Raw genomic sequence first — 13,703 nt, 5'->3', positions numbered from 1 at the left:
TCTTTTAGAGCGTGATCGACTCCCCTAGCGTGGAGCAGCCGACCTTCGCCGCGCTGTTCGCCGCCCAGTACCAGTCACTGGTACGGCTGGCGGGGCTGCTCGGCGCCGACGACCCTGAGGACATCGCCCAGGAGGCGTTCGCCAGGCTCACCACCCGCAGCCTGCGCGACGACGGCGCCGCCCTGGGCTACCTGCGCGCCACGGTCTGCAACCTCACCCGCAACCGGCTGCGCCACCTCAGGCTCGTCCGGCTGCGCCGCCCCGACCCGCCGGAACACGCACGCAGCAGCGAGCACGCCGTCCTCGTGGCGGAGGAGCACCGCGAACTGCTCGCCGCGCTCGACCGGCTGCCGCGCCGCCAGCGCGAGGCGCTGGTGCTGCGCTACTGGCTGGACCTGTCAGAACGCGAGATCGCCCAGGCCATGGGCGTCTCGTCCGGCTCGGTCAAGACGCACGCCAGCCGCGGCCTGGCCGCGCTCGGCAAGGCACTGAAGGAGGAGGACGCGTGAACACCCTGGAACAGCGGCTCAAGGCCGCACTCGACGCGCGCGCCCAGACCTTCGACACCTCGCCGCGCGCCTGGCTGGACGTCCAGCGCCGCATCCGGCCGCCGCGGGGGCGCGGCCGGTGGCTGCTGGCGATCGCCTCCGTGATCGCCATCGCGCTCGTCGTTCCTGTCCTGGTCAACGGGGGCCTGGGCAGGAAGACCGCGGGCGACACCGACGAGCTGTACCAAAAGCTCATGCAGGGGCTGACCCTCGCCGGCGAGCAGGTGCTGGTGGACAACCCGGCCGAGGGCAGGCCGCTGCGGCTGTGGATGGCCCGCACCAAGCTCGGCGACCCGGAGTTCTGCACGATGGTCGAACAGGCCAAGGACGAGCCGTACGGCACGTGCTACCCGCCGATATGGCGGCTGGAGCGCAGCGGCTGGTACGAGGGCACCACCCGCACCGACACCTCTCCCAGCTACGTCGACTACGGCCTGGCCAGCACGGACGTGGCCAAGGTGACCGCCGTCACCGACGACGGCCGCCGCATCGACGGCACCGTGCACGCCTTCCCCGACGCGCCCTGGTCCATCTGGACCGTCACCCTCAACGCGAGCGACCAGGTCAAGACGGTGGAGTTCGTCGACGACAAGGGCCGGCAGGGCATGAGTATCGCGCCCACCATGTTGCGGCACGAGAGCCGCCGTGGCCGTCCGACCGGGATGCCGCTCGCGCTTCCCGGCGGCCTGGTCATGCAGCCCTACGACTACGACGTCGAGGGCGAGCGGCTGTTCCTGTTCCGCCAGGGCAAGGAGCTGGGATTTACGGAGCTGGACAAGCAGTCGCTCTTCAAGGACATGGATGACCACAAGGACACACCGCTGCAGCTGCATATCGACCAAGACGTGGCCTGGGGTGTGGCCAAGCAGGGGACCGCCAGGGTCGAGATCACCTTCGGCACAGGCACGCCCCTGACACTCCAGGCCAGGCCGGACCCGTGGAACCTGGGCCTGGCCATCTTCACGGGACCCGCCTACTTCACCTCGCCCCCGGACTGGTCCCAGGGCGTACGGCAGGCCGGCTACGATGCCGACGGCAAGCTGCTGTGGCGCAAGGACATACCCGCCCGTCCCGAACAGAAAGACGACGAGCTGTACGGCGCGCCGATCGGAGAGGTCATCACCGTGCCCGGCACCGACGACTTCCCCAAGGGACCGGTCAAGCTCTGGTTCACCACCTCCAAGATGGAGAAGGGCCAGGTCCTGTGCGCCAGCGGCGGCAATGTGGGCACGGGCTGCTCACCGTTCAAATCCGAGCACGGTATGCGCTCGGGTCCCGGCTGGCGTGAGGGCTACCTGCCGCTGCCCGGCAGCCGTCTGTTCTACGGCCCCGCGGCCGACGACCTGGAGTCCGTCGATGCCGTCACCGAGGACGGCCGCCGCATCCCCGCCACCATCACGCGCGGCAAGGACACCCCCAGCGCCCTCTGGTACGTGCGCACCGCCATGAACGAGCGCATCGGCGCCTTCGCCTTCAAGCACAAGGGCAGGCAACTGGAGGACATGTGGCAGGAGGGCATGGCCTGGTGCTGGGACGACAAGCGCCCCATCACCGCGGGCCAGCCGCTGCGGGACGGTCTCGTCGCCAACCTCTTTGACGGGCCCTGCCTGAAGTTCCAGCGCGACGGCAAGGACCAGCCCCGCGCCTTCCAGGCCATCCCCGGCGGCAAGCTCAGCGGCCTCCTCGCCCGCGACGAGCGCCCGCTCGGGTGGGGGTACGAGAAGGACGTCTGGTACGGCTTCGCGCTCGCGGGCACCACCCGCCTCACGGTCACCCTCCCCGGCGGCGGCCAGGCCACGGCCGACGCCGTCCCTGACCCGTGGGGTCACGGGGTGGCGCTGTTCTCCGGGAAGATCCCCGAGAAGGTGGGCAAGCAGGGGATGTTCTGGCGCGGCATGCAGTTCACCGGTTACGGGGCCGACGGCTCGGTCCTGTGGACCTACCGCCCCCAGGAGGACGACTTCTTCTAGCCGGCGGCGTGGGCGAGGTGGAGGAGGAGCTCGGAGAGCTCCTCCTCCACCCGCACGGCCCGCAGCCGCATGGCGTCGGCGAAGGCCGTGTACGGCGAGCCAGGCGACCGCGGTGCCCGGAGAACGAAGCGCCGTGACGGCGGGCAAGCGGCGACGACTCGCCGGAAGCGCCGGGCTGAGGCCCTCAGCCGAAGTGCGGCGGGCGGCCGGTGGCGGGGGCTCGCCGTACAGGATCAGAGAGCAAGAGTGGCGCTGTGTTCGAAGGTGGCGCCGATGCGGGACCAGAGGGCGGCGGAGGCTTCCGCGAGGGCCGGGTCGCCGGTGAGGCGGGCGCGGGCGCGGAGGAGGCAGGCGGCGGCCCAGTCGTTGTCGTGGGCGGCGTCCGCGGCCGCCTCCAGGCGGGCGGGCGCGTCGGCGAGGCCCGCGGCGACGGCGAGTTCGGCGCCGGCCGCGCGGGCGTAACGGTCGAACCGGCCGGGGACGAAGTCGGCGAAGGCGCCCTCCACCAGGGCGGCGGCGTCCTCGTGGCGGCCCGTGTGCACCGCCAGGCGGGCGTCGACGAAGGCCAGGAAGGGGCCGAGCTCGCGCGAGGTCGCCGACGCGCCGAGCGCCGTGGCGCGGTCCCGCCACAGCCGCGACTGCTCCTCCTCGTCCCGCAGCCCCTGCGCCAGGCTGAGCGCCGCCAGCGAGAACGACAGCCAGTTGCCCGGCCGGCTGCCCGCCCGCTCCCGCGACTCCCACATCGCGCCGGAGTGGCCCAGCGCCTCCTCGAACTGCCCCGCAAGCACCAGCGGCGGGATGAACTTGGTCAGCGCGATCGCCAGGTGGCTGCCGATGAGGTCGTCGGCCATGACCATGCGCGCCACCGCCAGAGCCTCGCCGATGTCGCCGACCGCGACGGCGTAGGAGGAGGCAGCGTGGTAGGTGTCGACGATCTCGATGGCGGCGCGCGGGTCGTTCCTGTCCAGCTCGGGCAGCAGGTCCAGGCGCTCCCTGGCCAGGGCGTGCGCCTCGCGCAGGCGGCCGTTCCTGGCGGCGGTCGACAGCTGCGCGTCCAGCGCCCCGCTGATCAGCACCGGATCGCCGGTGGCACGCGCGGCCTCGAGCGCGGCCCCCGCCCGCGCGGTGTCGCGGCAGGCCGCGGTCCACGCGGCCGCCGCGGCCAGGTAGGCGGCGACCGCCGGGTCGTGCGGGCCGGCCGCCTCGTGGGCCTGCTTCTCCAGTACGGCGAGCCGATCCGGCCCCGCCGGGTTGTCGAACCCGAACCCCGGATGCCGGGTCGCCACGATCACGGCCTGGGCCAGCGCGCTCGCCCTGGCGTTCCCTTCGGCCCTGTCGGCGGAGTCAAGCAGCAGCTCGAACGCCTTCCCCGCCGCGGCCGTGGCCACGGCGATGTCGGCCGCGCTCCGCAGATCCCCGGCCGCCTCGGCCGGGTCGGGGGCCAGCGCGGCGGCCTGCAGGAACCGCTCGCGCGCCTCCTTCAGGAACCGCCGCGCATACGCCAGCCGCCCCAGCCCCCGCGCCAGCCGGTGCGCCGTCGCCGATGGTTCGGGGGCGGCGAGGGTGAGGGCGGCGCGCAGGTCGTCGACCACGGCGTCGAAGTCGTCACGCCACTCCCCGCCGAGCCGGTCACGCAGCGCGCAAGCCGTGTCCGCGGCCCACCGCAGATACCGCGCCCGCGTCTCCGCCCGCTCGCCGCCGTCCTCGTCGGCGAGCCGATCCAGGGCGAAGGCCCGGACCGTCTCCAGCAGGCGCCACCGGCTCCCCGCGCGCACCACCAGGCTCTTCCCGGTCAGCCGGGCCAGAACGTCGACCGCCGCGAGCCGGTCACCGCCCGCCGCCACCGCGGTCACCGCGTCGAGGTCGAACCCGCCCACGAAGACCGACAGCCGCCTGAACAGCGCCCGCTCCTCCGCGTCGAGCAGGTCGTAACTCCACCCGAGCACCGCCCCGAGCGACCGGTGCCGCTCGGCGGCGCCGCGGCCGCCCGACAGCAGCCGCAGCGAGTCGTCCAGCGCCGCGAGCAGCCCGTCCGCCCCGAGCGTCCCGCTGCGCGCCGCGGCCAGCTCGATCGCCAGCGGGACCCCGTCGAGCCGCGCGCAGATCTCCCCGATCACCGAGGCCGGCGCCTCGAACCCGGGATCGGCGTCCTGAGCCCGGTCCAGGAACAGCCGTTCCGCATCGGAAGCCAGGGGGAGCGGCGTCACAGGGACGATGCGTTCGCCGGGGATGCCCAGGCGTTCCCTGGAGGTGGCCAGGATCCTGACGCCGGGGCAGTCCGACAGCAGCCGGTCGGCGAAGGCGGCCACCGCGTCGAGCACGTGCTCGCAGTTGTCCAGCACCACCAGGGTGCGGCGTTTGCCGAGCCGCTCCGCGATGGCGTCCTCGAGCGGCTGCTCCGACCGCTCCGCCACCCCGAACGCCGCCGCCACCGCCTGCGCCACGAACCCGTCCCTGACCGGCACCAGCTCCACGAACGCCCCGCCGTACGGCAGGGCGGAGGCCACCACGGAGGCCAGCCGGGTCTTGCCGACCCCGCCGGGACCGAGCAGCGTCACCAGGCGCGACCCTTCGAAGGCCGCGAGCACCGCCTCCCGCTCGCCGTCGCGCCCCACGAACGACGTGCGCGCCGCCGGGATCCCGCGAACCGCGCCCGACGGCTCGGCGGCCGCGGCCAGCTCGGCCAGCGCCCTGCGGTCAGGCACGCCGTACTTGCGCAGCAGCGAGGAGACGTGGCTCTCCACCGTGCGCACGGAAATGTGCAATCGGCCGGCGATCTGCGCGTTCGTCAGGTGCGCGCCCAGCGCCTCCAGCACCTCCGCCTCGCGATCCGACACCTCAGCCACGCAGAACAACCTACCTATCCGGGACGGTTCCGTAGTGCATCCGTGGTGACCACGGATGGCACGCGGGCCCGCTTTCGCGAGGGTTGAGGCATGACACAGCACATCGTGGAAAGAACCGGAACCCTGCTGCCGGGCGAGCCCGGCTACGACGAGGCACGCCAGGCGCTGCACGCCGGCCTCGACCCGCACCCCGCGCTGATCGTGCCGGCCAGGAGCGCGGCCGACGTGCGGTCGGCGGTGCTGGCGGCCCGCGAGCGCGGCGTACGGCTGGCCGTCCAGGCCACCGGGCACGGCACCCACGTGCCGGCCGACGGTTGCGTGCTGCTGAAGACCACCGAGATGGACCAGGTGGAGATCGACCTGCTTCGCGGGGTGGCCAAGGTGGGGCCCGGCGCCCGCTGGGGCCAGGTGATCGACGCGGCCCGGCCGTACGGGCTGGCGCCGCTCGCGGGCTCCTCCCGCGACGTGGGCGTGACCGGCTACACCCTGGGCGGCGGCCTGGGCTGGCTGGGCAGGTTGCACGGCTTCGCGGCCGACAGCGTGGTGAGCGCCGAGATCGTCACCGCCGACGGCGACCTGGTCACGGCCAGTCGTGACAGCCACCCCGAGCTGTTCTGGGCGCTGCGCGGCGGCGGCGGCAACTTCGGCGTGGTCACCCGGCTGGAGTTCCGGCTCTACCCGGTGAGCCGGGTGTGGGCGGGCATCGTGGAGTTCCCCGCCTCGCGCAAGGCCGACCTGCTCGAGCGCTACCTGGACTACGCCTGGTCCGCGCCCGACCACGTCAGCACCGCGCTGATGCTCACCCCCGAGTCGGCGGCCGTCAAGGTCATGGCCGCCGGGGACCCCTCCTCGCTGGCGCCGCTCGGCGTGCTCGACGGGCTGAAGGAGATGGCCTTCGCCGGGGCCGCCATGGGCGGCACGCCCGCCAGACACCTGGCGCTGTTCGACCAGCTCGGCGATCTGGACGTCTGGCTGGCCGCCGGCGAGCAGGCCAGGGTCGAGATCCGCCACTGGGGCGGCGCCCTGTCGGCGACCGGCCCCGACGCCGGCCCGATCGGCCACCGGAGCACCACGTTCTCCGCGATCGTGGACACCGCGCTGCCCGGCCTGCCCAAGGGCGGCGCGTTCCTGAACTTCCTCGCCGACACCACCAGGACGCCCGAGGCCTACTCCGCCGCCGACTACGCCCGCCTGGCCGAGGTCAAGCGCGCCTACGACCCCGCCCACCTGTTCAGCGTCGGCCACACGATCAGATGAACCGCGTCCTGTCCGCCGACGGCACCCCGATCGCCTACGAGCGCACCGGCTCCGGGCCCGTGGTCGTCCTGGTCGGCGATCGCGAACCCGCCGCACTGCTGGCCCCGCACTTCACGGTCTACACCTACGACCGCCGCGGCTGCGGGGCCAGCGGCGACACCGCCCCCTACCACGTCAAACGCGAGATCGAGGACCTGGAGGCCCTCATCTCCGAGGCCGGCGGCACGGCAGCCGTCTACGGTCACGCCACCGGAGCCGTCCTGGCCCTCGAAGCGGCCCGCGTCCTGCCGGGCATCACCCGCCTCGCCCTCCACCACGACCGCCTCCTCGCCGCCCTCCTCACCACCCGCTGGACCGACGTCACAGTTCCCACGCTGGTCGTCGACACGCCCGCCGAACTACACGCCTTCCTCGACCACGCGCCCTCCGGCCGCTAGCTCTCGCCTTCGTCGACCACGCGCCCTCCGGCCGCTAGCTCTCGCATGGCCGGTACGGCAAGCCACCGCCACCGGCCGCCCGCCGCACTTCGCCTGAGGACCCGCGCCCGGCGCTCCCGGCGAGTCGATGCCCCTGGCCCGCCGCCACGACGCGTCGGCAAGCAGGCACCACGGTCTCCCCGGCTCGCCGCACAGGGCGCCGACCTTCGCCGTACACCATCCCGCCGCCCCGCCGCGCAGGAGCTCGGACGCGGCCTCCCGAGATCACCACCCGCCGTGCTCTCGCGTCGCCGCCCCGGCGCCTCAAGCCCCTCCCGGATGCCCGCCCTGGCCTGCCGTACATGGCGCCGGGCTCCGCCGTGCGTCGTCTCGCCGCCCCGGCGCCTGGGAACGCGGCTGTGGTCTCCCGCGATCACGGGCGGGACTTACGCCTCTTCCGCGGGAACGGCCGGCCGTGCCGCGTAGCGGCTGCGCATCGCGTCGCTGGCTGCGGGGCCCGCGGTGAAGACGTAGGCGACGCTGTCGTCGAGTCGGCGGCCGGTTTTGGCGTCGACGACGACGGGATCGACTTCCTCGCCGCTGTGCGCGTCGACGAGGATCATGCTGCGCTCCGTCGGCGTGAGGCGGGAGTTGCCCCACGCGGCCAGGGCGACGATCACCGGGCGCAGGGAGAGCCCGAGTTCGGTGAGTACGTACTCGTGCCGGACGGGGCTGGTCCGGTAGGGCCGGCGCTCCAGCAGGCCGTCCGCGACCAGGGTCTTCAGCCGGGTGGTGAGCATGCTGGAGGAGATGCCCAGGCTCTCCTGGAACTGGTCGAAGCGGGTGTAGCCGTCGAAGGCATCGTGGAGGATCAGCAGTGTCCACCACTCGCCAACGTGTTCCACCGTCGTGGACAGCGGGCACTCCCGGTCCTCCAGCCTGATCCGGCTTGCCACGGCGACCATCCCTTCAGTTACTGCTAAAATCAAAGTGAGTAGCTTCTATTTTAGCAGTCAAGCCGGGGGCGGCGCCTCGTATACCCGCGCCCGGGAACGGAGCACAACGTGGCCAGATCCATCAGCGAATCCCTCGAAGGCCGACGCGCTCTGGTCACCGGCGGCACCAAGGGCACCGGAGCCGCGATCGCCCGACGGCTCGCCGAGGCCGGCGCGACCGTGCTGGTCACCGCCCGCAGCCGCCCCGACGACGTCGATGAGAAGACGTTCATCACCGCCGACCTGTCCACCGCTCAGGGCGCCGCTCACGTCGCCTCCGAGGTGGAAGCCCGCGTGGGAGGCGTCGACATCCTGGTCAACACCCTTGGCGGCTCCGAGGCACCGGCAGGAGGATTCGCCGCGCTCGGCGAGGACGACTGGGCAAGGGAGCTGAACACGAACCTGCTGGCCGCCGTCCGCCTGGACCGCGCACTCCTACCGCACATGATCGCCACGGGCAAGGGCGCGATCGTGCACGTCACCTCGATCCAGCGCCGCATGCCGCTGTGGAACGGCACCCTGGCCTACGCCGCCGCCAAGGCCGCCCTGACCACCTACAGCAAGGGCCTGGCCAACCAGGTCGCCCCGCACGGCGTCCGCGTCAACACCGTCTCGCCCGGCTTCGTCCAGACCTCGGCCGCCGACAACCTCGTCGCCCGGATCGCCCTCGACGCCGGCATCAGCCAGGAAGCGGCGCTGGGCCGGCTCATGGACTCCCTGGGAGGCATCCCGCTCGGCCGTCCCAACCGGCCCGAGGAGGTCGCCGAGCTCGTCGCCTTCCTCGTTTCCGACCGCGCCTCGGCCATCGTCGGCGCCGAACACGTCATCGACGGCGGCACCACCCCCACCGTCTGAAGCCGCCACCACCATCAGGAGCGTCATGCACGACAACCAGCCCCGGACCATCACCCCGGACGACCTGCCTGAGGTGATCACCCGCTACCTCACAGCGCACCGCGCCCACGACACCGCCACCGCGGTCACGACGTTCACCGACGACGCCACAGTGATCGACGATGGCAACACCTACCAGGGCAGCGCCGCGATTGAGCGGTGGCTGGACCGATCCGCCACCGAATTCACCTACACCATCCGCCTCACGAACGCTCAGGAGACCGACACGGCCCACTACATCGCCACACACCACCTCGAAGGCAACTTCCCCGGCGGCGCCATCGATCTCCGCTATCGGTTCACGCTGCGCGACGACGTCATCGAACACCTCGTCATCGAACCCTGAGCCCGCTCCCACACCACCTGTTCCCGCCCATGAGAGAGACTTCCTGCCGCGACGCCGGATGGCTGGGAAGCCTAGTCGTCAGGGTCACGGAGACCAACGGCATCGTGTTGCCAGAATGGCTGGGAGTAGACGAACGTCCCGGTCATCCATGGCTCGTATCCGGGAAACTTGATCACCTGGAACGCCGCGTCAGGTATGCGCAGGGACGGTTTACGAAACCCGTGGACGCTGCCTGGCTGGAAGCCGAAGCGCTGGTAGTAGCCAGGGTCGCCTTCGAGGAAGGCGAGGGGAACCGAGCGCTCGGCGAGCAGTTCCAGGCCGCGCCGGACCAGGGCCGATCCGACGCCTTGCTGCTGATACTCGGGTGCCACGGCCAGCGGGCTGAGAACCTGCACCTGGACCAGCCGCCGTGGCGCGTCGAGCAGGCTGGGGGTGAACATGATGTGGCCGATGACCCGTCCGGCGTTCTCGGCCACCAGCGAGATGCCCGTGTCAGGTGTGATCGTGCCGCGCAGGGTATCCACGAGTTCGCCCACGACGGCTCCGTGGTCACCGAACGCCTGCAGATGCACCATCCGCACGGATTCTCGGTCGCCCGGTTGCTCACCGCGAAGATTCATTTTCCGGACAGTAGAGCACCGGTCCGTGGCGAGCACCTGAATTTCGGGACGACGGCGTCGGGGACCGTGAGGGGCAGTCCACGGGCCTGTCACGGACCAGTAGCGCTATGGGGTCAAATCTCGCACGAACATGCATCTGCCTCACCAAGGTGTGGCCCGTGCTCGCCCGTAGGTGGGGCCGGCTCATGTCCGTGGAATCAGCTCGGGTTCGGGTTCGATGGCGTCGGCCGACCATGCGTTTGAGCTTGGCGCGCAGCCACGGTCCCCATGGCTCGCCGTACCGGGTGTCGCAGGTTTTGGGATGTGGTTTACAGCGGGCGACAGGTGAGGCTAACCTGCAACCAAATGGTTGTAGAAGAGCTGGGCGACGAGGTGGTGGATCGGCTGTTCCATGCGTTGGCCGATGCCACCCGGCGGGACATCCTGCGGAAGTGCCTGGGGGGTGAGTTGTCCGTGTCGCGGCTGGCCGAGGGGTATCCGATGAGTTTCGCCGCGGTGCAGAAGCACGTGGCGGTGCTGGAGCGGGCCGGACTGGTCAGCAAGCAGCGCCGCGGCCGGGAGCAGCTCGTCAGCACGGACCTCGCCGCTCTGCGGCGGGCGCGGCAGGCCCTCGACGAGTACGAGGCGATCTGGCGCGGGCGGGTCGACCGGATGGCGCACCTGCTCGACGACGAACTGGGGCCCGGGTGACTGTCACACGCGTCGACAAGGACTTCGACAACCTGACCCTCACGCTGGTCGCCGAGTTCGACGCGCCGGTCGAGCGGGTGTGGTGGCTGTGGGCCGACCCGCGGCGGCTGGAGCGCTGGTGGGGGCCGCCGAGTCACCCGGCGACCGTGCTCGAGCACGACCTGAGCCCCGGCGGGACGGTCACCTACTTCATGACCGGGCCCGACGGTGACAGGTCGCACGGGTGGTGGCGGGTCACGTCGGTGGAGCCGCCGGGGTCGCTGGAGTTCACCGACGGCTTCGCGGATCAGCACGGGCGGCCGACGTCCGGGATGACCACCCGGGTGCGGGTGCGGCTCGTCGCGCACGGCGGTGGCACCCGCATGGAGGTGCGCTCCGTCTTCAGCTCGCTCGAGCACATGGAGACCGTCGTGCGCTGGGGTGCGCCGGAGGCGTTCGCCCAGGCCGTCGGCCAGATGGACGCCCTGCTCTGACGAACGAGGAATCAGATCTAGGAGTGAACATGGCAAGCAAGCTCGTGGTCGGCACCTTTCTGTCGCTTGACGGCATCATGCAGGGTCCCGGCGGGCCCGGCGAGGACGACTCCAACGGCTTCCCGCACGGCGGCTGGCTGCCCCCGCACGTGGACGAGGGCTTCAACCAGATCATGGGCGACATGCTCGACCGCGCCGGCGGGATGCTGCTCGGGCGCAGGTCCTACGACATCCTGTCCTCGTTCTGGCCCGACGTGCCCGACGAGGAGGGCGGCGCCAAGATCAACAGCATGCCCAAGTACGTCACCACCAGGTCGCCCATGACCGCCACCTGGCGCAACACCGAGGTGCTCGTGGGCGAGGCGGCCAAGACGGTCGCCGAGCTCAAGCAGCGCACCGACGGCGAGATCCTCGTCCAGGGCAGCAGCGACCTGCTGCGGTCGCTCCAGCAGGCCGAGCTGGTCGACGAGTACCGCCTGCTGATCTTCCCCGTGGTGCTCGGCGAGGGCAAGCGCCTGTTCGCCGAGGGAACCACGCCCGCGGGCCTCAAGCTCACCGCCTCCACCATCACCGACGCCGGCGTCGCCTTCCTCACCTACGAGTGGACGGGCAAGCCGCTCTACGGCTCCGTCATCTAGCCTGACTCGCTCGGCTCGATCTCGTACGGCGGGCCGCCCCACCGGCCGCCCGCCGTACGTCGGCTGAGGACCCCAGCCCGGCGCTTCCGGCGAGTCGGTGACGCTGCCCCGCCGCCACGACTCCGCCCTGAGCCGGGCACCCGGGAGCCTGCCGCACCAAATCCCCGGACCTCGGGCCTTCCCTACCGAAGGCGCCGGGCACCCGGGGCCTGCCGTACCGAAGAGCCTGGGTGTGGCCGGGGTCAGCGGGCGAGGTGGAAGAGGCTGCCGTCCTGCGGGGTGAGGTTGAGGTCGGAGAGCTGGGTGAGGCGGTCGGCGACCTCGGGCGGAAGGGTGAGGTCCAGGCCCGCGAGGTTCGACCGGAGCTGGTCCACGGATCGGGGGCCGAGGAGTACCGAGGTCACGCCGGGGCGCCGGGCCACCCATGCCAGCGCCACGTGTCCCGGCTCGGCCCCGAGTTCGGACGCCACCCGGGTCACCTCGGCGGCGATGGCCAGGTTGCGGTCGGTGAGGAGCATCTCCGCCCAGCGCCGCGCGCCGGGCATCGACGAGCCGAGCAGGCGGCCCATCCGGCTGTCGGGGTCGGGGGCCCTGCCGGGGGTGTAGCGGCCGGCGAGGATGCCGCCGCCGAGGGTGCCGTAGACGACCGTGCCCAGGCCGTGCCGCTCGCAGACCGGCAGGACCTCGGTCTCGATCACCCGGGCCAGCAGCGAGTACTGCGGCTGCAGGCTGACGAACGGCGTCGCCGCCGCCCACTGGGACTCCACGATCTGGGCGGCGGTGAAGTTGGAGCAGCCCAGGTAGCGCACCTTCCCCGCCCGGACGAAGCCGTCCAGGGTGGCCATCGTCTCCTCGATCGGCGTCGCCGGGTCCCACTGGTGGCACTGGTAGAGGTCGACGTAGTCGGTGTCCAGGCGGCGCAGGCTGGCGTCCAACGCTCGGGTCAGGTGGCGGCGCGACAATCCCCTGGCCTCGCCGTCCACGGGCATCGCGCCCTTGGTCGCCAGCACCACCCGCTCGCGCCGGCCCTTGAGCAGGCGGCCGAGGATCTCCTCGGTCTCGCCTCGGTGGTAGAGGTCGGCGGTGTCGACGAAGTTGCCACCGGCCTCGAGGAAGGCGTCGAGGACGCGCCCGGCCTCCGCCTCGTCCGCCGCGGCCAGGCCGTACGTGGTGCCGAAGTTCATCGTGCCCAGGCAGGCCCGGGAGACGCGCAGCCCGGAACGGCCCAAGGTCGTGTGTTCCACCAGAATCTCCTAGAATCGGAACCGATGTTCCGGAACATACGGAACACGCGTTCCGCTTGTCAATGGAGAGACCTATGCGAGCTGACGCCCAGCGCAACCGCGCCCGGGTGCTGGAGGCGGCCGAGACCGTGCTGGCGCGCGACGGGCTGTCGGCGTCGATGCGCGCGGTCGCGGAGCTGGCAGGGGTCGGGGTGGGCACGATCTACCGGCAGTTCCCCACCAAGGAGGCCCTCTACCAGGCGATCCTGGTCGACCGCCTGCACCGCCTGGCCGCCAGAGCCGACGAACTGGCCGCCGCGCCTGACGCGGGCACCGCCTTCTTCGACTTCTTCACCCAGGTCGTGGAGGACGCCACCACCAAGAAGGTCTTCGCGGACGCCCTGGCCGGCTCGGGCCTAGACCCCAAGGCCGGTGCGCCCGACCTACGCGGCCGCATCCGAACCATCCTCGTCAACGCCCAAACCCAGGGCACGATCCGCCCCGACGCCCAGCTCCCCGAAGTCCTCGGCCTCCTCAGCGCCGCCTGCCTCGCCGCCCAGCACAACAACTGGGACGAACCCCTCCGCACCCGCACCCTCTCCATCCTCTTCGACGGCCTCCGATCCACCCCCTGAAACCCCCGACCCTGTACGGCCGCTCCTGGGCGCCGGGGCGGTGGGATGGCGTACGGCGAAGGTCGGCGTCTGTACGGCGGGCCAGGGGGACCGTGGTGCCTGCTTGCCGAAGCGCCGTGACGGCGGGCAAGGAGCGCCGACTCGCCGGGAGC

14 protein-coding genes are annotated in these 13,703 nt (G+C 71.9%); 10 read left to right on the top strand and 4 right to left on the bottom strand.

The window, feature by feature from the left end; translation table 11 throughout:
* Positions 1–11: 11 nt before the first annotated feature.
* Both KIK09_RS16335 and KIK09_RS16330 read left to right on the top strand, forming a co-directional pair.
* Positions 12–509, top strand: a complete 498-nt coding sequence (locus tag KIK09_RS16335; protein WP_214320060.1) for a sigma-70 family RNA polymerase sigma factor — start codon at positions 12–14, stop codon at positions 507–509.
* Positions 506–2,518, top strand: a complete 2,013-nt coding sequence (locus KIK09_RS16330) for a hypothetical protein (protein WP_214320059.1) — start codon at positions 506–508, stop codon at positions 2,516–2,518. The genes KIK09_RS16335 and KIK09_RS16330 overlap by 4 nt, the downstream gene beginning before the upstream one ends.
* Before the next feature lie 233 nt (positions 2,519–2,751).
* Here KIK09_RS16330 and KIK09_RS16325 read toward each other — a convergent pair whose 3' ends face one another.
* A complete protein-coding gene (locus tag KIK09_RS16325) occupies positions 2,752–5,364 on the bottom strand; it encodes an ATP-binding protein (protein WP_214320058.1) in 2,613 nt (870 codons plus the stop codon).
* Between the two features lie 90 nt (positions 5,365–5,454).
* Here KIK09_RS16325 and KIK09_RS16320 point away from each other — a divergent pair, with 90 nt between their 5' ends.
* Entirely contained in the window at positions 5,455–6,621 is a 1,167-nt protein-coding gene (locus KIK09_RS16320) for an FAD-binding oxidoreductase (RefSeq protein ID WP_214320057.1), read from the top strand.
* Positions 6,618–7,058, top strand: coding sequence for an alpha/beta fold hydrolase (locus KIK09_RS16315; RefSeq protein ID WP_214320056.1), 441 nt, complete (start codon positions 6,618–6,620; stop codon positions 7,056–7,058). The genes KIK09_RS16320 and KIK09_RS16315 overlap by 4 nt, the downstream gene beginning before the upstream one ends.
* A gap of 425 nt (positions 7,059–7,483) precedes the next feature.
* Here KIK09_RS16315 and KIK09_RS16310 read toward each other — a convergent pair whose 3' ends face one another.
* Positions 7,484–7,993 (bottom strand): winged helix-turn-helix transcriptional regulator, encoded by a 510-nt coding sequence (locus KIK09_RS16310; RefSeq protein WP_214320055.1) that lies wholly within the window; start codon positions 7,991–7,993, stop codon positions 7,484–7,486.
* A 108-nt stretch (positions 7,994–8,101) separates the two neighbouring features.
* Between KIK09_RS16310 and KIK09_RS16305 the strand changes: the two genes are divergently transcribed.
* Together KIK09_RS16305 and KIK09_RS16300 are read left to right on the top strand one after the other, a co-directional pair.
* Positions 8,102–8,887, top strand: coding sequence for an SDR family oxidoreductase (locus tag KIK09_RS16305; RefSeq protein WP_214320054.1), 786 nt, complete (start codon positions 8,102–8,104; stop codon positions 8,885–8,887).
* Between the two features lie 25 nt (positions 8,888–8,912).
* Entirely contained in the window at positions 8,913–9,272 is a 360-nt protein-coding gene (locus tag KIK09_RS16300) for a nuclear transport factor 2 family protein (RefSeq protein WP_214320053.1), read from the top strand.
* A 71-nt stretch (positions 9,273–9,343) separates the two neighbouring features.
* On the opposite strand, the gene KIK09_RS16295 is transcribed toward KIK09_RS16300, so the two are convergent.
* Positions 9,344–9,847: a GNAT family N-acetyltransferase gene (locus tag KIK09_RS16295; RefSeq protein ID WP_214320052.1), complete on the bottom strand. Its 504-nt coding sequence runs from the start codon at positions 9,845–9,847 to the stop codon at positions 9,344–9,346.
* A gap of 390 nt (positions 9,848–10,237) precedes the next feature.
* Here KIK09_RS16295 and KIK09_RS16290 point away from each other — a divergent pair, with 390 nt between their 5' ends.
* Genes KIK09_RS16290 through KIK09_RS16280 form a run of 3 tightly spaced genes read left to right on the top strand, consistent with a single transcriptional unit; the run spans position 10,238 to position 11,693 of the window.
* A complete protein-coding gene (locus KIK09_RS16290) occupies positions 10,238–10,582 on the top strand; it encodes an ArsR/SmtB family transcription factor (protein ID WP_214320051.1) in 345 nt (114 codons plus the stop codon).
* Positions 10,579–11,055 carry an SRPBCC family protein gene (locus KIK09_RS16285; protein WP_214320050.1) on the top strand — a complete coding sequence of 159 codons (477 nt, stop codon included), beginning with the start codon at positions 10,579–10,581 and terminating at the stop codon, positions 11,053–11,055. The genes KIK09_RS16290 and KIK09_RS16285 overlap by 4 nt, the downstream gene beginning before the upstream one ends.
* Before the next feature lie 29 nt (positions 11,056–11,084).
* A complete protein-coding gene (locus KIK09_RS16280; RefSeq protein ID WP_214320049.1) occupies positions 11,085–11,693 on the top strand; it encodes a dihydrofolate reductase family protein in 609 nt (202 codons plus the stop codon).
* A gap of 242 nt (positions 11,694–11,935) precedes the next feature.
* Here the strand turns inward: KIK09_RS16280 and KIK09_RS16275 are convergent, their stop codons facing one another.
* Complete coding sequence (locus tag KIK09_RS16275) at positions 11,936–12,937, bottom strand: aldo/keto reductase (RefSeq protein ID WP_214320048.1); 1,002 nt, start codon at positions 12,935–12,937, stop codon at positions 11,936–11,938.
* Positions 12,938–13,011: 74 nt separating this feature from the next.
* Here KIK09_RS16275 and KIK09_RS16270 point away from each other — a divergent pair, with 74 nt between their 5' ends.
* A complete protein-coding gene (locus KIK09_RS16270; RefSeq protein WP_214320047.1) occupies positions 13,012–13,551 on the top strand; it encodes a TetR/AcrR family transcriptional regulator in 540 nt (179 codons plus the stop codon).
* Positions 13,552–13,703: the final 152 nt, after the last annotated feature.

The organism is Nonomuraea sediminis, assembly GCF_018531495.1.
Lineage (GTDB): Bacteria > Actinomycetota > Actinomycetes > Streptosporangiales > Streptosporangiaceae > Nonomuraea > Nonomuraea sediminis.
Note: the sequence above shows the minus strand (reverse complement) of the source record. Positions and strands in the feature narration are given on the sequence as shown.

Coding starts and splice junctions, on each gene's coding strand:
- KIK09_RS16315 (WP_214320056.1), top strand. CDS start 6,618: ATGAACCGCGTCCTGTCCGCCGACGGCACCCCGATCGCCTACGAGCGC.
- KIK09_RS16280 (WP_214320049.1), top strand. CDS start 11,085: ATGGCAAGCAAGCTCGTGGTCGGCACCTTTCTGTCGCTTGACGGCATC.
- KIK09_RS16295 (WP_214320052.1), bottom strand. CDS start 9,847: ATGGTGCATCTGCAGGCGTTCGGTGACCACGGAGCCGTCGTGGGCGAA.
- KIK09_RS16270 (WP_214320047.1), top strand. CDS start 13,012: ATGCGAGCTGACGCCCAGCGCAACCGCGCCCGGGTGCTGGAGGCGGCC.
- KIK09_RS16290 (WP_214320051.1), top strand. CDS start 10,238: ATGGTTGTAGAAGAGCTGGGCGACGAGGTGGTGGATCGGCTGTTCCAT.
- KIK09_RS16300 (WP_214320053.1), top strand. CDS start 8,913: ATGCACGACAACCAGCCCCGGACCATCACCCCGGACGACCTGCCTGAG.
- KIK09_RS16320 (WP_214320057.1), top strand. CDS start 5,455: ATGACACAGCACATCGTGGAAAGAACCGGAACCCTGCTGCCGGGCGAG.